The organism is Bacillus sp. MYb78 (assembly GCF_002975115.1).
In the GTDB taxonomy this organism is placed as follows: domain Bacteria; phylum Bacillota; class Bacilli; order Bacillales; family Bacillaceae_G; genus Bacillus_A; species Bacillus_A cereus.
This window is the reverse complement of the sequence record NZ_PCOB01000001.1, coordinates 235,210-252,102: the sequence shown is the minus strand read 5'-3', so window position 1 is coordinate 252,102 and position 16,893 is coordinate 235,210. Positions and strand designations below refer to the sequence as shown.

Here is a 16,893-nt window from a genome sequence, read left to right as displayed (position 1 = left end):
TTCTTGTAAATATTACTGATTTGTAAGTAGGATTTGTCTTAATTTTGTGGAATGAAAATAGCAGGGAGAAATTTAAGTCATCATGGCACCAGCGCAGCTTTTGTGAAAAATAAGTTGTTATGGAAGGTGGAAGTAATGATGAAAACGAAGCAAACTGATGAATTATTAGCAAAAGATGAGCAATATGTTTGGCACGGAATGCGTCCTTTTAGTCCAAATAGTACAATGGTAGGGGCAAAAGCTGAAGGGTGCTGGGTTGAAGATATACAAGGAAAAAGATATTTAGATGGTATGAGTGGCCTTTGGTGTGTGAATAGTGGATATGGAAGAAAAGAGCTCGCAGAAGCGGCTTATAAGCAATTACAAACATTATCATACTTTCCAATGTCACAATCCCATGAGCCAGCTATAAAGCTTGCTGAAAAGTTAAATGAGTGGCTTGGGGGAGAGTATGTTATTTTCTTCTCAAATAGTGGTTCAGAAGCGAACGAAACAGCTTTTAAAATAGCAAGACAATACTATGCTCAAAAAGGTGAACCACATCGTTATAAATTTATGTCACGTTACCGTGGGTATCACGGGAATACAATGGCGACAATGGCAGCGACGGGACAAGCGCAGCGTAGATATCAATATGAGCCGTTTGCTTCAGGTTTTTTACATGTAACACCACCGGATTGTTACCGTATGCCTGAAATTGAAGGACAGCATATTTATGATGTAGAATGTGTGAAAGAAGTCGATCGTGTTATGACGTGGGAATTAAGTGAAACAATTGCTGCGTTTATTATGGAACCTATTATTACAGGCGGGGGCATATTAATGCCACCACAAGACTATATGAAAGCTGTTCATGAGACGTGTCAAAAACACGGTGCCTTGCTTATTAGTGATGAAGTGATTTGCGGTTTTGGACGTACAGGAAAAGCATTCGGATTTATGAATTATGATGTGAAGCCAGATATTATTACAATGGCAAAAGGTATTACGAGCGCATATTTACCATTATCTGCAACAGCTGTGAAAAAAGAAATATATGAGGCTTTTAAAGGTAAAGGAGAATATGAATTTTTCCGCCATATTAATACATTTGGTGGAAATCCAGCAGCTTGTGCATTAGCACTTAAAAATTTAGAGATTATGGAAAATGAAAATTTAATTGAGCGATCTGCACAAATGGGTTCCCTTTTATTAGAGCAACTAAAAGATGAAATTGGGGAACATCCACTTGTTGGGAATATTAGAGGAAAAGGTCTATTAGTTGGGATTGAATTAGTAAATGATAAAGAGACGAAAGAGCCAATTGATAATGATAAAATAGCAAGTGTTGTAAATGCTTGTAAAGAAAAGGGCTTAATTATAGGACGAAACGGTATGACAACAGCAGGATATAATAACGTTTTAACATTAGCTCCGCCTCTTGTTATTTCAAGTGAAGAGATTGCTTTCGTTGTTGGAACGTTGAAGACAGCGATGGAGCGTATTTAATAAATAGAGAGAGGAGCGAGCTGTAATATAAGGCTCGCTCTTGTTTAGTAGGAGGGGACTTTTAATGGAGAAATATGATCCTAACAAACATTATCACATCGGATATTATGAAGACGGATATGATTTAGAAGTGACGGCGTACAAAAGAATAAATGAACCAGTTTGGGATGCTTATATTCCGCACTATGAGGCAGACGATTTTTATAAGAAAGTGGAGGGAATGAAGCTAGGTAAATATATAGATGATTATGGCATTATGGTGTATTCATTTGGGAATGATATTGATGATGATGAAGCACGAATTATTTTTGAAAAATGGTTAAAAAAGAACGGGATTGTTTAAAGATAAAACAAAAAGGAGATTGCTATCTTATAAAATAGCAATCTCCTTTTATTATAGTAAATTTATTTACTTGCTTTCATTGCTTTATCTTTTGCACCAAAAGTGTATTTTAACATTGGTGGTGTAATCATTGTAGTTAAAATAACGACAATAACGATTGCTGTAAAGTAATCTTGTGCCAATAGACCTGAAGAAAGTCCTGTTCCTGCGATGATAAGTGCAACTTCACCACGAGAAACCATTCCAGCACCGATAATTGCAGAAGACTTAGCGTCAAATCCAGTCATTCGTGCACCGAATCCACAGCCGATTAATTTCGTTAATACAGCGATAACAGTTAATGCTAAGATGAACCAAATTTGATTGCCGATACCGTCAAATGTAATATTCATACCGATACTAACGAAGAATACGGGAACGAACATAGCGTAAGCAATTGGTTCTACTTTCTTTTCTACTTCATGTTTGTAGTTTGTTTGAGAAATTGCAATACCAGCAGCGAAAGCACCGATAATACCAGCAATTCCTAATAATTCGCCGAAATATGCGAATGAGAAACAGATGATAAGAGCCGCGCTCACGATAGACTCAGATACGCGCAGTGGTGATAACCAGCGCATAATCGCAGGAACACCTTTCCATCCGATTAAAATAATAGAAGCGAAGAATACTACTTTCTTCAAGATAACCATTGTTAAGTTAACATCATCAGTACCTAAGAAGCTCATTGCAAATGCTAATAAAATAACAACAAGAATATCATCAAATACAGCGGCTCCAAGCATCGTCGTACTTTCACGTGTTTTCATTTTACCTAAATCACGAAGTGTTTGTACGGAAATACTAACACTTGTCGCACATAGAAGTAATCCTAAGAATACAGCGTTTCCTTGTTCCATTCCCATCACAAGACCGGAAACGTAACCACCTACGAATGGAAGAATGATACCTCCGAGTGCAACTGCTAAAGAAGAATTACGATTTGCGTTTAATTCTTCTAAGTCTGTTTCAAGTCCAGCCATAAACATTAAAAGAATAACTCCGACATTACTTAATTGAGTTAGAAGCTCTGAATTTTCAATCCAACCTAATACAGCTGGACCGATAACGATACCGACAATTAATTTACCTAGTACAGAAGGTTGACCTAATCTAACACTAAGATCACCAGCAAGCTTTGTACTTAATAAAATAAGTGCAATCTGAAAGAAAAATTCGAATTCCATCTGATCCTCTCCTCGTCATTTTTAATTTTATCATACGATTTCTCGGAATTTGCCTAATGAAAATATGTAAAACCCATTAAACAAAAGGGTCTGATTACAAGTTCTTTTGAACTCGTAATTTGAACCTGTAATTAATATATAATAAAATTTATTAAAAATCAATGAAAAAATAGCAGATTTTCATGATGGAATTTGATTTAGGTATGAAGGGAATGGCTATATAATAAGAAGAAATAAGGCAATATTTTTAATGAATTGGAGAAGGAAACATGTTATTAAATAAACGCTTTACAATTGGAGAAATGGCAAAAATGCATAATATCGCAGAATCTACATTGAGGTATTATGATGAAAAAGGAATTTTTCATCCGTCCATTGTTGATCCTCAAACGAATTATCGTTATTATACAATCGATCAATTTTCACTGTTAGATACGATTAAATTTTTACGCCAGTTAAATATTCCGTTAAAGGAAATTAAGAAATATATTGATGAAAGAAATCCAACATACGCACTCAATTTACTGGAAAAACAACAAGAAATGATGCTGAAGAAACAAAGAGAAATTGAATATGCCTTAGCAAAAATGGAACATAGAATTCATTTAATTAAGGAAGCAACAAAAGCAAAAGCTGAACAAATGGTAATTAAAGAGATCCCGCAGCGGAAAATTACAGCAATTGCGGTTGCTCCAAATACGACGGATGATATGTTTGAGTACTACATCCATTCGTTGCAAAAAAATATGAGGCAAATGGATGATAGTTTATTTTCTGGAGATATTGGTGTAACTGTTGCGAAAAAAGGATTAATGCAAAATGAGTTTCAAGCATATAGTAGTGTTTTCATTCTTTTGGATTACATGCCCTTTCAAGTGAATAGTTCAGATGAAATTAAAGCAGGTATATTTGCCTGTGTATATCACCACGGGCCATATGAAGAAACTGATGAAACATATAAGAAATTAATAAAATATATTGATCAAGAAGGATATGAAATAGACGGAGATTCGATTGAGATTGCATTAATTGATTGGTCTGTAACAGAAAATCCAGAGGAGCAAGTAACAGAAATTCAAATTCCTATAATGAAAAAACAAAGCAATAAGTTATAGGACTCGTATAATTACAAATGAGCATCAAACGCGATAATTAAGTTACCTATTTTTTAATTCTCTATTGACCTTCAAGTTACTTGAAGGTTTAAACTGAGGAAAGAGAGTTGAAAAAAGGAGCATATTAGAGTATGGAAGCAACAGAAAAATTAAGAGAAAAACCGATAAAAAGTTTATTTATTTCTTATTTAATACCAGCTGTTCTAGGAATGGTATTAATGTCAGTTAATATTGTAATTGATGCGGTCATGATTAGTAGAGGAGTTGGGGCGAATGGTTTAGCAGGAGTAAACGTGGCTATTCCAGCGTTTTCGATTTTTTTCTCTATTTCATTATGGATCGGAATGGGCGGGGCAACGTTATATTCCATTGCATTAGGTGAAAATAAACGAGAAAGAGCAAGGTCTATTTTTACTCAATCCATGACGGTAGCAGTTGTTATCGTAGGTGTTTTAGCGGCTATTTGTTTATGGAGAATAGAAGATTTAGCGTACTTATTTGGTGCAAATGAAGTGATTTTACCATATGCGTTAGACTATTTACACGTATTATTAACATTTGGAATGATATACGTTTTAGAAAATATTTTAAGTACATTTATACGAAATGATGGAAATCCTAATTTAGCAATGGCAGGTCTTGTTGTAACGGCTGTATTAAATATAGTATTTGACTATATCTTTATTTTTATCTTTGGATGGGGGGTAACAGGTGCTGCTTCAGCGACTATTCTTTCGGCAGCGATTGGTTTTCTTGTATTATTAACTCATTTCTTTAGAAAAAGTAGTATTTTAAAATGGACGAAATTCCATTTTGAATGGGATACTGTCAAACAAATTATGGTGATTGGTTTCCCAAGTTTTACAGCAGAAAGTACGGTTGCAATCGTAACGATTGGTTTTAATATCGCATTCGTCCAATATGCAGGAGAAGTAGGAGTAGCTTCCTATGCGATGGTGAATAGTATTCATGCAATGGCATTACTATTATTCTTCGGTGTAGGTGCTGCATTGCAACCGATTGCTAGTTTCCATTACGGGGCAAACTTATCAGAAAGATTGCGTGAAGGATTGCAGTTTGCTGTGAAAATTGCTGTTGTACTTGGGGGCATTGCGATAATTGTCGGATTATTCTTCGGGAAATATATCATTGGTCTATTTGATGTCCAATCTCCAGAATTATTGGAGTTAACATTAACGGGTATTAGCTTATTCTTTATTCAATACGTATTTTTAGGCTATAACATTGTGTATGGAGAGTACTTCCAATCAGTGCGACAAACGAAGAAATCAGTACTGATTATAATGAGCCGAGGGTTACTATTTATCATTCCATTGTTATGGATTATGCCGAAATTATTTGGGATAAACGGAATTTGGCTCGTTATGCCAGTTGCTGAAGTAATGACAGCAATTATCGTATTTACGATGAATCGTATGAAACATCCTGTTCCATTAAATATGGCAGGAGAGAAAGAAGCGATATGATGAAGAAAATCCCCTTAAGCAATTAAGGGGATTTTTTTATTCCTTTAAACTAATCGCAAAAGATCCATCCGTTTCTTGAACAGAAGCGAAAGCAACGTTTTTAATATTTGTAATTCCTTTTTCTTTTAATTCTTTATATAACCATTTTTCATCTTTATGGATTAACTTTAAGTTATCGTATTGAATTTGTGAATCGACGATAAGTGCAATTGGTAATCCAGCATACTTAACATCTATGTTTAAATCTTTTGGAGTTAATGGTACAAGTTCTCTTTTTGGTAAAATACTAATAGCTCCGTTCGCTTCTAAAATGGCGTATTCAATTTCATGAACACTCGGATATCCTGCAACGCGAAGATTAGAAAGTAGTTCGGCAATGGGATATCTACTTTTTTGTAAGTTCTCAAAAATAATATCACCATGTTTAATTAAAATGATAGGGTGTCCGAGGATAAAACGATTTAGTTTGTTGAATAGGCTTAATTTTGTAAGGAGTAAATGTAAACATGTAATAACAACCATACCGAGAAATGCTTGTAAAGCACCAGAGACGGGTATGGCCTGGAAAGCTAAATAAGATAAAAAGATTATAGCCCCAAAATCATGAGGAGTTAGTTGTGCTAACGCGGATTTACCGAGTAACTTAAGCGATAGTAAAAATAAGATGAAAAAGAACGACACGTTACATAAAAAGAGAAGCAATAGAGACACTCCTTGGTGTAAAGTTGTACTTACTATTCCCGAAAGTAATATAAATATTACCTTTCAGAGGATAATTTAGGGTTTATTGGAATTTGTCTGTATACAAACAAATAAATGGATATTATCATGAAGGAAGTAAAAGAAAATAGGAGTATATGAGTATGAGAAAGAAGAAAATAATAAAGTGTATTTTAGTTGTTATAATGATTTGCGCCGTATATGCGGGGTTTTTACAATATCACATTTATAAGCATGGACATATGAATGCAAGTGAAGATGCTGAGTACATAATTGTACTAGGATCGAAAGTAAATGGAACGAAACCATCTTATTCATTGCAATATCGTATTGATAAAGCAGCTGAATATTTAAAATCACATGAGAAAACAATCGCTATCGTATCTGGAGGACAAGGAAAAGGTGAAGACATTTCAGAAGCATTAGCAATGAAACAAGGACTAATAAAACAAAACATCGCAGAAGACCGTATTATAATGGAGGACAAATCTACGAGTACAGATGAGAATATTACATTCTCAAAACCGTTAATTCCAGCCGATATGAAAAAAGGTATGATCGTAACAAACGATTTTCATATGTTTAGAGCGAAAAAAATAGCTGCCAAACAAGGTTTACAATTAGAAGGTCTTCCGGCAAAAACACCGAGACCAATCATCATTCCATCGAATGTACGAGAATATTTAGCCATTACACAGTATTGGTTTATGAATCGAATATAGTGAAAGTGATCCCGTCTGAAACTTCAGACGGGATTTAATTTGAGGAAAATCTTACAAATATGTCACGTTAGTGAAAGGTAAAGCGATAGTTTCTAGAATGATTTCCTGACATAATGAAAGTAACAAAAACTATTTAGAGGTGAATCGGATGAAAGGAAATAATATTTTATCTTCGTTATGTTACTTTAGTATCTTTTTTGCACCATTTTTACTACCAATTATCGTGTACTTTGTTGCAGAAGATGAAGTGAAGTATCACGCGAAAAAAGCATTTTGGTCACATGTTTTCCCATACGCAATCTTATTTGGAGGACTAGCAGTATCAGGAATGTACGGTTTAGGTTTCAATCAATCTGACGGTGCTGGAATTGGAATGATTATCACATATACAGTGTTCATTCTTGTAGGAATGTACTACTTCATTTGGAATATCGTAAAAGGTATTAAAGTCTTGAAAACGGCGTAATAAGACAAGAAAAAATTTCATTTAAATTACCGTTAATATAATTTCATTTACCGTATTCATAGACGTTTTAAAAAAAGAGCACTTCAAAAAGAATTGCTCTTTTTGTGCTTATAAGTTGTGAATATTGAAAAAGATGTGTTAATTTTTCATTATGAAGAGAAAAAGGAGTGATTTTCATGAATGAGATAATACATAAGATAGAGCAACACGTTTCAGTTCGTAAATATAAAGAAGAATCAATTCCGAAAGATGTAGTAGAAAAAATGGTGCACGCTGCACAGCATGCGGCTTCATCACATTTTGTACAGGCGTATTCTGTCATATATGTAACAAATCAGGAATTAAAGGCTAAATTAGCAGAGTTATCCGGAAATCGCCATGTGAAAGACTGCGCAGCATTCTTTGTTTGTTGTGCAGATTTAAAACGACTTGAAATTGCATGTGAAAAACATGGTACAGAGATAAAGCATGAAGGGGTGGAAGACTTTATCGTTGCGACGGTAGATGCTTCACTTTTTGCGCAAAACTTAGCGTTAGCAGCAGAGTCATTAGGATACGGTATTTGTTATATTGGTGGTATTCGTAATAATCCGAGAGAAGTGAGCGAATTGCTTCATTTACCAGATAAAGTATATCCTGTATTCGGAATGACAGTCGGTGTACCAGATGAAGAACATGGAGTTAAACCACGCTTACCGGTAGCAGCGGTTCTTCATGAAAATGGATATGATGAAAAGAAATATGATGAATTATTAAATGAATATGATGAAACGATGAACTCGTATTACAAAGAAAGATCATCAAACAAGAAAAGCGTAACATGGACGGAATCAATGAGTTCGTTTATGTCTAAAGAAAAAAGAATGCATATGAAAGAGTTTTTAAGTGAAAAAGGATTAAATAAGAAGTGAGTAAAAGGGTAAACCTGAATGCGGGTTTGCCTTTTTTGAAAGGAGAAATACCTAAGATCAGAAAGTTGTCTATTCTTTCTGATCTTAGGTATTTCGTTTGTTATCATATATATAGAAATAAAAGTTAATAAATTTTTACAAAAGTGATAGAAAATGAGAATGAAATACCAATAGTAAGTAAAGGCAGCTGCTAAAGGGGAACTGAGGAAGGAAGATGCATATGATTTTCGATTCTGAAGAGGATTTAATTATAGCTATGAAAAAACATGATCAAGATGCTTTGAAAGAAGTGATTGATCAATATGGAAAATTAATTTTATACATTATTCATAAATCATTAAGTACCCCTACTGAAAAACAATATGTGGATGATTGTTATAACGATGTATTTACTGTTATTTGGTTTAATATCGACCAATTTGATACAGAAAAGGGAAACTTAAAATCTTGGATGATTGGTATTACTAAATTGAAGGCATTGGAATATAAAAAGAAAGTATATAAAGAGAATAAAATCGATAAGGACGTAGAAATAGATACAAGTGTCCATGATAGGTATGAAATAGAACAAGAAGAAGAGATTATGGAAATTGTTCAAGATTTAAATAAGAAAGATCGATATATCTTTTTAAAGAGGTATATTGATGGATATTCCATTGACGATATTGCAAAAGAATTAAAAGTAACGGCAGATTATATATACAATCGAATTTCTCGTGGGAAGAAAAAACTTCAAAAACTGTGGAAAGGGAGTGTGTAATATGGATAAAAGATTATTATCGATGTTAAATGAGCTCCAATATTCAGAGGAAGAAATTACACGTTTAGAGAAAGAAGCGAATGAATCTATAAATATAGATAAGTATTATGTGAAAAACGGGGAGTTATTGAAGAAATTAACGGTGCAAATGTTGGAAGAATCAGTTCGGAAAGAGTTGCAAGAAGGAGAGGAAATACAATGTGAAATATTAGTGGAAGAAGGAAGTCTTGTAAATTCTAAAGTTATACCTAATATATTAACCACAGGTGCTACATTTTATTATTACATTGTTTTAACTAATACAAGGTTACAAATTATAGCGTTAGATTGTTATTTTAAAAAGTTAAATGAATACAGTGTATTAGTAAACTCAATTCAAGCAGTTTCGCAACATAAAAAAATGAAAAATGTATATGGAATTAAAATAAATAACAATTATATACAATTAGGAAGTAAAGAGTATAATCAAGAATTAACAGTTTTAATTGGAAAGCTAAAACAATGTGGAGTGAAAGAAGAGAGATATAAAGATTTCGAAAAAAGTTGGATGATTTTTTTCAATGTGTTTGTAATAGCGATAGCTGGGCTTCTAGTTTTAAAATATTTAATGTGAAAATAAAAAGCGGCATAATAGCCGCTTTTTATCGTTTGGTTAGTATTTTATTTATGATTTTGTATTTTGAAAAACTTACTTATAATAAATGCAAACTTTCAATAAGAAGATACATACCCGTGCAACTTAAAAGGATGTACGTAAATATTTTGAAAATTCGTTGATTAAGCCATTTGAAAATAATTTGCCCTATATACAAACCTAGAAATACGATTGGAATAGCGTAAAAACTTGATTCCCAAATTGTTTTGTTTGTGCCAGTAAAGAGTATTTGAGTTAGTAGGCTAATGAAATATATAAATAGATAAAAAGCTAAAGTAGTTGCTCTCAATTTCTCTTTTTTCGTATCAGTTCCTGTAAAGTAAAGTAACAGGGGTGGTCCTGGCATACCGATACTTGTCGTTAAAAGACCGGATAATCCGCCCACTAAGAAATCTCTAGATTTTGTTGATTTAATCTTAAAGTTGCATATTAGCATCAACGTTAATAGTAAAAGCAGGATGCTAATTGCTAATTTAAAAGTGTTGATGTTAATGGAAGTGAAAATGAAAATGCCAAAAGGAACACCAACTATACTTCCGAAAATTAATCTTTTCAGTAGTATAAAATCAATATCTATTCTTATTTTCCAAATGAGTGATATGGAAATAATTAATGATAAAATGATATTTATTTGTATAGCTTCTTGTGGTAGAAATAACATGAGTAAGAAAGGTGTTGCCATAATAGAAAAGCCAAAACCTGTACTTGTTTGTAAAATAGAAGCTACTAATATAATACATATGAAAATGAATATAATTTCCAAAATAGCCCCCCTACATAATCAAATTTAATAAATATTTTAACATAAAGTGAAACTTTAATCAGTGGGAGGCTTACTGCACGGCAAATAGCCGCTTTTTATGTTGCATTTAATATTCTAATGATGATCCTGTAGTTTTAAAGTATTTTTCTCGTGAAGGAGTCATTACCCGGATTGCTAATAAACAGGAAAGGAAAAGAATGAGTAACGAGCTACTTATTACAGTAAATTGAACGGAAAGAAATTGTGCGGATGCCCCAATTGCTAAAACGAAAAAGATTTGGATGAAATTTTTTATGGAATCAAACACGCTATCGATACGTCCTATCATATATATAGGGATGTTATTTTGATAAAATGTTATAAAGCCAGTACCAGCAAATGATGAAGAAATACCAAGTAAAATGAAACCACCTGCTGCGACTATAAATGAATTTGAAAAGGCGAAAATTACATAGCCTATTGCTGTGAAAATCATACCTAATCCGATACAATGTTGAATTGGTAATCGTTTGGCAAAGAGAGAGACGAGAAATGAACCGGAAACGTAAGCAGCGCCAGTTATACTAACAAGCATACTGTATTCTATATCGGTTAAAAACAGTACTTGCCTCGTAAAAACAACTTCTTGTGAATCGAGTGCCATAGAAACAAGCATAGTCGCTTGAAATAAAACGAATATGAGAATAATGTACGTTTCTGTTCGAGCGAACGAAAAAACTTGTTTCCAATCACTTCGTAATGTTTGTACAAAAGTATTTGCAACTTCTTCGTTTTGCTTTGTTTGTAATGTAATGTTTGGCAAGAAGTAAATGAGAATGGTAGAAAGTAGAAATGAAAGTGAGTTGCAGTAAATAACAAAGGCTGCTGAGTACGTGGTGAGAAGTATTCCAGCAAGAGCTGGACCGATAATAAAAGCCCCGTTTGTACATAGGCTATTCCATGCATTAAATTGAGCGCGCTCTTCAGCTCGTATGAGCATTGTTTTATAAGTAAATGAAGCTGGATCGAAAAATGATGTAGCGATGCGAGTTAAAAAGATGAACATATAAATGGCCCAAATAGAATCAAATAATGGAATACAGCCAATGAGAGCTGCTCGAATTATATCTGTGATGAGCATAATGGACCGTTTGTTTAATCGATCTACTATACTACCAGACCATATTTTTGTAACAACAGTGGCGATTGGACCAACAATCCATAATCCTGCTACAGCAGCAGGTGAGTTTGTGCTATTTAACACCATTAAGTTTAGAGCGATGAGATACATAAAATCACCTAAACGAGAAATTCCTGTTCCCGACAATAATAATAATTTATTTTTCATGAATAAATGGTCCTTTCTTTCATTGTTTTTTAATCCTGCAGGAAATAGCGTATTCCTCTTCAGAGTTTGATTGACGAGCGGTTTTGTTTTCCCAGCGTAATAAAACTTGTGTAATCTCCCAAGTAAGCTGTTGTAATTCCTCTGGAGTTAAAAATAAATGAGATACAATATGACTACCTGTATTCGTTCCTTCTGTGCCGCTTTCTTCAATATAGAAATGAGCAGCTTTTGCTTTATAATATTTTTCAATAATCCCTCGTTTTTCCTTCGTTTCTACTAATTCAAGCAACCCTCCATCATATAAAATTTGAACGTGATAATGTACGCTTCCAGCAGATTTATTTAGTTTAGTAGCAACTTGTTTTGCAGTAAGTGCTTCATCTTTTAAAAGGTGAAGAATTTGAATGCGAGTTGCATTGGAAATGAGCTTCTGCTGCTCAGCTGAAATAGTAAGTCTATCGTCAAACATTATGGCACCCCTTTTCTTATAATCTAAATTTATTGTACATTCTAAAAAATTAGAACGTAAGGAAAATAAATCGTCTTTTTCCTCTGTATTTCGACATAAATAAAAATAGCATGTTTATAAACATGCTATTAAGTAGAAGGAGATTCTTCATTAAATTCCCCGCGATAAAATAAAAACAGCCATATAAAACTTACAAAAATACAACATATAGCTAATAAACTGCCAATCATTTGAGGAGAAAGAATTTCTAACAGCCCTCCTGTAAAAAACATCGATAACTGAATAAGAGATCCGTAAATAGAATAATGGAATGAAAAAACTTTACCTATCATATTTTCGTGTGTGTAAGTTTGAAGTAATGTCGTATCAAGTGGAACGATGATTCCTCCTGCTATACGCATACAGAATAAAGTAATGATACCGATAATAAGTTGATCGGATAGAATGAATCCGAGAAAGAAAATTCCTTGTAATAAGTAGGCCCAACCGAATACTTTTTTCATTTTTTCTTTATTATGGGATATATAAAGATTAACGAGAAGGCTTCCTATCATAAGTCCAGCCCCTTGAACCGTATATAAAATCCCAATGTTCGTATGGAAAATTTTTCCGGCATAGATCGTTAGAAGTAGTTGATAAGCGCCTCCAATAATCCCCCATGAAATGCCGACAAGAATTAATGTTAAAATGATTTTTGTTTGTAATATGTATGTATAACCACCTTTTATATCAGTGAAAAATGCATTGTTCTTGTTACAAGTATCATGAGCAGGAATACTCATATTATAAATAAAATAGGCTGAAAGAAAGTATGATAGGCTATTTACTAAAAAAGCGAACTCAATATGTAAAGATTGTGCAATTACTCCGCCCAAAGAGGCCCCCATAATAGACATAAAACCATTAATTGTACTAGAAAGAGAGTTAGCAGTTACGAAATGATTTTGGTGTACGATATTTTTTAGGGTTGCTTGTTTAGCCGGTTCAAATAAACAAGCAAGTACAGATAAACATATATTAGCAATGAAAATAATCTCAATTTTATAGCCTGCGAGTAAGTATGTAAGGACTAGAATTCCCCGTGTAATATCGGTAAAAATCATAATATTCTTTTTAGAGAAACGATCTACAATTCCGCCTATGAATGGACTAAGAAGAAGCTGTGGTAAACCTTTACTTATAAAAGTAAGTGCGATTATAAACGGCGATTCCGTTATGCTGTAGACAAATGTTAATAAAGCTACCGTATGGAACCAATCCCCAAGTACACTTAATGTTTGCCCATAAAATAGTTTATTGAAGTTTTTATTTGTTTTAAGAAGTGTGGAATAAGAAACGGACATAAATAGATTATTCCTTATGTAATGACGATGTTTGAATTTGTTCTTTCCACTCACTCAAATACACTTTTTCCGCTGTAGGAAGTCCAACAGGTAATTGTGCAATCAATTCTAAACTATTTCCATCAGGGTCGTTAAAGTATACGGCTGCATGTGCTAATTCCGGAAAAACAATCGGTTCAATTGGTTCCATTCCAAAGTCTTTTCGTGCTGAAATTCCTTTTTGATTTAGCCAATGAATCGCATTTTCTAAATCATGTAAACTTACTTGAAAGGTGATATGTCGTAAAGAGGGGTGATAATTCACTTTGTATTCTGTGCCTTCCCAAAGGCCGAGCCAACTCTCATTTTCTTTAATCCAAAAGAAAGCAATATTATCTCCTCTTTTATATAATTTTAGCCCTAGTGATTCATAGAAAGGTATTGATACTTTTAAGTTGCGGACAGGTAAATGTGCTTCGTAAAGACCTCTAATCATTGTAATCCCCCTTAGTAAAAATGTTTCTTATTCCATAGTAAACAATATGTTGCTAGTTGAAATCGCAAATAAGAGGGATATAAATTCATACGAAAGTATGAAAAAAACAGCTCAAATATGAGCTGTTTTTCTATAGTTTTTAGTTCATTTGTCAAGGATAGGATATATTAATATCCGTATCCGCCGCCACCCCAACAGCTACATCCGATGATGATTAGAAGGATGAATAGTACGATAAGCAAAGCAAATCCACCGCCGAAACCAGCGCAACTTCCACCATAACTCATATGTTTTCCTCCTTTTTAGTAAGTTAATCTATATGGTTCATGGACTACTATATACAGTATGTTTTTTGTATAGAAAACGAGCCAGTCTCATTTATAATTAGACAAATGCCTGTAGATTCATTAGGATTGTATGTTAGTGATTTGTAAATAAACCTTTACATGATTCGTAATTTAGGCATAGAAAAATAAAAAATTGTAAAAAAAACCATTTTTTTATTTTTTTATGAGAGAATATGTACTATAATTTTACAAGTAATATTATGGGAAAAGGGAGTTTTAGTATAGAGATGGAGATGGGACAATTACAAAATAAAATAGAAAACAAAAAGAAAGAATTAATTCAACTTGTTGCGAGACACGGATTGGATCATGATAAAGTTTTGTTATTTAGTCGTGATTTAGATATACTAATTAATAAGTTTATGAATATAAAAGACAAAGTGCATAAATAAAAAATTTATAGTTTTTTATATTAAGATGTTTCACAGAAAGGAGAGGACAGTAATTGGAACATTTACAGGAAGAATTGTATAAACAAATAAAAGAAGAAAAAGGTACAGTTACAATTTTCTTAAAGAGTGGCGTTAGAATAGTAGGAGAAGTTGTTGGAGTAGATAAATTTACAGTTTTAATTTTAGTGGATGGAAAACAACAGCTTATTTATAAGCAGGCTATATCAACAATAATGAAATAAGACACTCTTGTTGAGTGTCTTATTTCATTATTGCTTGCATGCCCCAACATCAATGCCGGCAGCAATTAACTTCTTTTCTCCATCTTGTTCAATAATTTTTTGTAATTTAGATAGGAAAGAATCAAAGTTTGTATGCTTTGCTACTTGGAATGTCATTTTATGTTCAATTGGTAGCCACGTATCAATATCAGCTTCGTTATGCTGGATTTTCACCTCAAGTTTATCGAGTGCATTAGCAACTTTTGCTTCGTACGTTTCTTTTGCTTCAAACTCCATCCATAAGTCATATAATTCCTCACCGAGAGAACCTGTTAACGTTTGTTTAATATTTAAAATAGCTTCTAGTTCATTTTTTTGTTTTTGTAGCTGTAATTCGTGACTATTCATCGTATCAAATGCAGGGATATCACCAGCTTCGGCTTCGACTAGGTCGTGAATAATAACCATTTTAAGTAATTTCTCAATATTTACTTTTTGATCCAAATAAGGTTCAACTAAAATGGCCATTAGAGACATACGCCATGTATGTTCGGCAACACTTTCTTGACGCCCGTTGGAAAGCCAGCTATGTCGCATTTCATATTTTAGTTTTTCTGCTAATGCAATGACTTGTAAAATGTTGTGTTCCATCGTGAGCCTCCTCATGTTTTTATACCATAATTCTAATATAGAAATGAAATGTGTCAATTTCATGAGTATATTGCGATAAACAGATGATAAGCGTATAATACATGTTATATGTGAAAACGTATTATTAAAATAAAAAAATGTTATATGAAAATGGAAAGGAAAGGGCAGAAATATGGGAGAAAAAAATCAAGTATTAGCTAGACCACAAAGAAGAAAAAGGAAGTTTGATATTTCTAGCCCAGTGGGCATTATAGTAGGTTTCATCATAGTGATAGCGGCGATTATGCTTGGCGGCGGTGGAATAAAAGCTTTCAAAAACTTTTTAGATATTTCATCTATTTTAATTGTCATAGGGGGAACAACAGCGACAATTGTTGTGGCATATCGATTTGGAGAAATAAAAAAATATACGAAAAGTATTTTCACTGTTTTACATAGAAGAGAAGAAGATTTAGAACAGTTAACGAATTTGTTTGTTGATTTTTCGAAAAAGTCTAAAAAGAACGGCTTGCTTTCTTTAGAGGTTGATGGAGAGCAAGTAGACAATCCTTTTATTCAAAAAGGAATTCGATTAATGTTAAGCGGTTACGATGAAGATGAATTAAAAGAAGTGTTATTGAAAGATATTGAAACGGAAGTGTATGAGTTAAGAAAAGGAGCGGCATTATTAGATAAAATTGGTGATTTTGCTCCAGCTTGGGGAATGATTGGTACGTTAATCGGTCTTATCATTATGCTCCAAAACTTACAAGATACATCGCAAATTGGTACAGGGATGGCAGTTGCGATGTTAACGACATTATATGGGTCTGTACTTGCGAATATGATTGCAATCCCTCTGTCGGAAAAAGTATACCGTGGTATTGAAGATTTATATACAGAGAAGAAGTTTGTAATAGAAGCAATTTCAGAATTGTATCGCGGACAAATCCCTTCTAAATTAAAGTTGAAACTGGATACATACGTATACGAAACAAAGGTAAAAAAGGTAAAAGGAGCAGCCTAATATTTC

Annotated in this window: 21 protein-coding genes; 12 read left to right on the top strand and 9 right to left on the bottom strand. The window is 33.3% G+C overall.

What is annotated here, in order from left to right; translation table 11 throughout:
• Positions 1 to 138: 138 nt before the first annotated feature.
• Both CQ064_RS01335 and CQ064_RS01330 read left to right on the top strand, forming a co-directional pair.
• A complete protein-coding gene (locus CQ064_RS01335) occupies positions 139 to 1,488 on the top strand; it encodes an aspartate aminotransferase family protein (RefSeq protein ID WP_000850962.1) in 1,350 nt (449 codons plus the stop codon).
• A gap of 64 nt (positions 1,489 to 1,552) precedes the next feature.
• Positions 1,553 to 1,831, top strand: a complete 279-nt coding sequence (locus tag CQ064_RS01330; RefSeq protein ID WP_000417068.1) for a DUF3986 family protein — start codon at positions 1,553 to 1,555, stop codon at positions 1,829 to 1,831.
• A gap of 62 nt (positions 1,832 to 1,893) precedes the next feature.
• Here the strand turns inward: CQ064_RS01330 and CQ064_RS01325 are convergent, their stop codons facing one another.
• On the bottom strand, positions 1,894 to 3,057 hold the full coding sequence (locus CQ064_RS01325) for a cation:proton antiporter (protein ID WP_000393901.1): 1,164 nt from the start codon (positions 3,055 to 3,057) through the stop codon (positions 1,894 to 1,896).
• Positions 3,058 to 3,326: 269 nt separating this feature from the next.
• Here CQ064_RS01325 and CQ064_RS01320 point away from each other — a divergent pair, with 269 nt between their 5' ends.
• Together CQ064_RS01320 and CQ064_RS01315 are read left to right on the top strand one after the other, a co-directional pair.
• Positions 3,327 to 4,172 carry a MerR family transcriptional regulator gene (locus CQ064_RS01320; RefSeq protein ID WP_000925940.1) on the top strand — a complete coding sequence of 282 codons (846 nt, stop codon included), beginning with the start codon at positions 3,327 to 3,329 and terminating at the stop codon, positions 4,170 to 4,172.
• A gap of 131 nt (positions 4,173 to 4,303) precedes the next feature.
• Complete coding sequence (locus CQ064_RS01315; protein ID WP_000388396.1) at positions 4,304 to 5,659, top strand: MATE family efflux transporter; 1,356 nt, start codon at positions 4,304 to 4,306, stop codon at positions 5,657 to 5,659.
• Between the two features lie 36 nt (positions 5,660 to 5,695).
• On the opposite strand, the gene CQ064_RS01310 is transcribed toward CQ064_RS01315, so the two are convergent.
• On the bottom strand, positions 5,696 to 6,361 hold the full coding sequence (locus CQ064_RS01310) for a DUF421 domain-containing protein (RefSeq protein ID WP_000923922.1): 666 nt from the start codon (positions 6,359 to 6,361) through the stop codon (positions 5,696 to 5,698).
• Between the two features lie 161 nt (positions 6,362 to 6,522).
• Here CQ064_RS01310 and CQ064_RS01305 point away from each other — a divergent pair, with 161 nt between their 5' ends.
• From CQ064_RS01305 to CQ064_RS01285, 5 genes are all read left to right on the top strand, one after another.
• On the top strand, positions 6,523 to 7,101 hold the full coding sequence (locus tag CQ064_RS01305; protein WP_001227658.1) for a YdcF family protein: 579 nt from the start codon (positions 6,523 to 6,525) through the stop codon (positions 7,099 to 7,101).
• Positions 7,102 to 7,249: 148 nt separating this feature from the next.
• Positions 7,250 to 7,567 (top strand): magnetosome magnetite crystal formation protein family, encoded by a 318-nt coding sequence (locus CQ064_RS01300; RefSeq protein WP_000678057.1) that lies wholly within the window; start codon positions 7,250 to 7,252, stop codon positions 7,565 to 7,567.
• A 176-nt stretch (positions 7,568 to 7,743) separates the two neighbouring features.
• Complete coding sequence (nfsA, locus tag CQ064_RS01295) at positions 7,744 to 8,478, top strand: oxygen-insensitive NADPH nitroreductase (protein ID WP_001002379.1); 735 nt, start codon at positions 7,744 to 7,746, stop codon at positions 8,476 to 8,478.
• A gap of 214 nt (positions 8,479 to 8,692) precedes the next feature.
• Positions 8,693 to 9,238 carry a sigma-70 family RNA polymerase sigma factor gene (locus tag CQ064_RS01290; RefSeq protein WP_003274080.1) on the top strand — a complete coding sequence of 182 codons (546 nt, stop codon included), beginning with the start codon at positions 8,693 to 8,695 and terminating at the stop codon, positions 9,236 to 9,238.
• A gap of 1 nt (position 9,239) precedes the next feature.
• Complete coding sequence (locus CQ064_RS01285) at positions 9,240 to 9,851, top strand: flagellar motor switch protein FliG (protein ID WP_000361356.1); 612 nt, start codon at positions 9,240 to 9,242, stop codon at positions 9,849 to 9,851.
• A gap of 79 nt (positions 9,852 to 9,930) precedes the next feature.
• Here the strand turns inward: CQ064_RS01285 and CQ064_RS01280 are convergent, their stop codons facing one another.
• The 6 genes from CQ064_RS01280 to CQ064_RS01255 form a co-directional block, all read right to left on the bottom strand.
• Positions 9,931 to 10,656, bottom strand: a complete 726-nt coding sequence (locus CQ064_RS01280; RefSeq protein WP_000402526.1) for a sulfite exporter TauE/SafE family protein — start codon at positions 10,654 to 10,656, stop codon at positions 9,931 to 9,933.
• Positions 10,657 to 10,762: 106 nt separating this feature from the next.
• Positions 10,763 to 11,983: an MFS transporter gene (locus CQ064_RS01275; RefSeq protein WP_000791674.1), complete on the bottom strand. Its 1,221-nt coding sequence runs from the start codon at positions 11,981 to 11,983 to the stop codon at positions 10,763 to 10,765.
• 19 nt (positions 11,984 to 12,002) lie between these two features.
• Positions 12,003 to 12,452: an ArsR/SmtB family transcription factor gene (locus CQ064_RS01270; protein ID WP_000459089.1), complete on the bottom strand. Its 450-nt coding sequence runs from the start codon at positions 12,450 to 12,452 to the stop codon at positions 12,003 to 12,005.
• A 128-nt stretch (positions 12,453 to 12,580) separates the two neighbouring features.
• Positions 12,581 to 13,795 (bottom strand): MFS transporter, encoded by a 1,215-nt coding sequence (locus CQ064_RS01265; RefSeq protein ID WP_000117054.1) that lies wholly within the window; start codon positions 13,793 to 13,795, stop codon positions 12,581 to 12,583.
• A gap of 7 nt (positions 13,796 to 13,802) precedes the next feature.
• Positions 13,803 to 14,270 carry a VOC family protein gene (locus CQ064_RS01260; RefSeq protein ID WP_000617956.1) on the bottom strand — a complete coding sequence of 156 codons (468 nt, stop codon included), beginning with the start codon at positions 14,268 to 14,270 and terminating at the stop codon, positions 13,803 to 13,805.
• A gap of 167 nt (positions 14,271 to 14,437) precedes the next feature.
• Positions 14,438 to 14,557, bottom strand: a complete 120-nt coding sequence (locus CQ064_RS01255; RefSeq protein ID WP_000120179.1) for a YjcZ family sporulation protein — start codon at positions 14,555 to 14,557, stop codon at positions 14,438 to 14,440.
• 233 nt (positions 14,558 to 14,790) lie between these two features.
• Between CQ064_RS01255 and CQ064_RS01250 the strand changes: the two genes are divergently transcribed.
• Together CQ064_RS01250 and hfq are read left to right on the top strand one after the other, a co-directional pair.
• Complete coding sequence (locus tag CQ064_RS01250) at positions 14,791 to 15,009, top strand: aspartyl-phosphate phosphatase Spo0E family protein (RefSeq protein ID WP_000291691.1); 219 nt, start codon at positions 14,791 to 14,793, stop codon at positions 15,007 to 15,009.
• A 53-nt stretch (positions 15,010 to 15,062) separates the two neighbouring features.
• Entirely contained in the window at positions 15,063 to 15,251 is a 189-nt protein-coding gene (gene hfq, locus CQ064_RS01245; RefSeq protein WP_000400665.1) for an RNA chaperone Hfq, read from the top strand.
• Between the two features lie 27 nt (positions 15,252 to 15,278).
• On the opposite strand, the gene CQ064_RS01240 is transcribed toward hfq, so the two are convergent.
• Positions 15,279 to 15,881: an HD domain-containing protein gene (locus CQ064_RS01240; protein WP_000400767.1), complete on the bottom strand. Its 603-nt coding sequence runs from the start codon at positions 15,879 to 15,881 to the stop codon at positions 15,279 to 15,281.
• 172 nt (positions 15,882 to 16,053) lie between these two features.
• Between CQ064_RS01240 and CQ064_RS01235 the strand changes: the two genes are divergently transcribed.
• Positions 16,054 to 16,887, top strand: a complete 834-nt coding sequence (locus CQ064_RS01235) for a MotA/TolQ/ExbB proton channel family protein (RefSeq protein ID WP_000504188.1) — start codon at positions 16,054 to 16,056, stop codon at positions 16,885 to 16,887.
• Positions 16,888 to 16,893 lie beyond the last annotated feature (6 nt).

Coding starts and splice junctions, on each gene's coding strand:
- CQ064_RS01335 (WP_000850962.1), top strand. CDS start 139: ATGAAAACGAAGCAAACTGATGAATTATTAGCAAAAGATGAGCAATAT.
- CQ064_RS01330 (WP_000417068.1), top strand. CDS start 1,553: ATGGAGAAATATGATCCTAACAAACATTATCACATCGGATATTATGAA.
- CQ064_RS01325 (WP_000393901.1), bottom strand. CDS start 3,057: ATGGAATTCGAATTTTTCTTTCAGATTGCACTTATTTTATTAAGTACA.
- CQ064_RS01320 (WP_000925940.1), top strand. CDS start 3,327: ATGTTATTAAATAAACGCTTTACAATTGGAGAAATGGCAAAAATGCAT.
- CQ064_RS01315 (WP_000388396.1), top strand. CDS start 4,304: ATGGAAGCAACAGAAAAATTAAGAGAAAAACCGATAAAAAGTTTATTT.
- CQ064_RS01305 (WP_001227658.1), top strand. CDS start 6,523: ATGAGAAAGAAGAAAATAATAAAGTGTATTTTAGTTGTTATAATGATT.
- CQ064_RS01300 (WP_000678057.1), top strand. CDS start 7,250: ATGAAAGGAAATAATATTTTATCTTCGTTATGTTACTTTAGTATCTTT.
- nfsA (WP_001002379.1), top strand. CDS start 7,744: ATGAATGAGATAATACATAAGATAGAGCAACACGTTTCAGTTCGTAAA.
- CQ064_RS01290 (WP_003274080.1), top strand. CDS start 8,693: ATGCATATGATTTTCGATTCTGAAGAGGATTTAATTATAGCTATGAAA.
- CQ064_RS01285 (WP_000361356.1), top strand. CDS start 9,240: ATGGATAAAAGATTATTATCGATGTTAAATGAGCTCCAATATTCAGAG.
- CQ064_RS01275 (WP_000791674.1), bottom strand. CDS start 11,983: ATGAAAAATAAATTATTATTATTGTCGGGAACAGGAATTTCTCGTTTA.
- CQ064_RS01270 (WP_000459089.1), bottom strand. CDS start 12,452: ATGTTTGACGATAGACTTACTATTTCAGCTGAGCAGCAGAAGCTCATT.
- CQ064_RS01265 (WP_000117054.1), bottom strand. CDS start 13,795: ATGTCCGTTTCTTATTCCACACTTCTTAAAACAAATAAAAACTTCAAT.
- CQ064_RS01260 (WP_000617956.1), bottom strand. CDS start 14,270: ATGATTAGAGGTCTTTACGAAGCACATTTACCTGTCCGCAACTTAAAA.
- CQ064_RS01255 (WP_000120179.1), bottom strand. CDS start 14,557: ATGAGTTATGGTGGAAGTTGCGCTGGTTTCGGCGGTGGATTTGCTTTG.
- CQ064_RS01250 (WP_000291691.1), top strand. CDS start 14,791: ATGTACTATAATTTTACAAGTAATATTATGGGAAAAGGGAGTTTTAGT.
- CQ064_RS01240 (WP_000400767.1), bottom strand. CDS start 15,881: ATGGAACACAACATTTTACAAGTCATTGCATTAGCAGAAAAACTAAAA.
- CQ064_RS01235 (WP_000504188.1), top strand. CDS start 16,054: ATGGGAGAAAAAAATCAAGTATTAGCTAGACCACAAAGAAGAAAAAGG.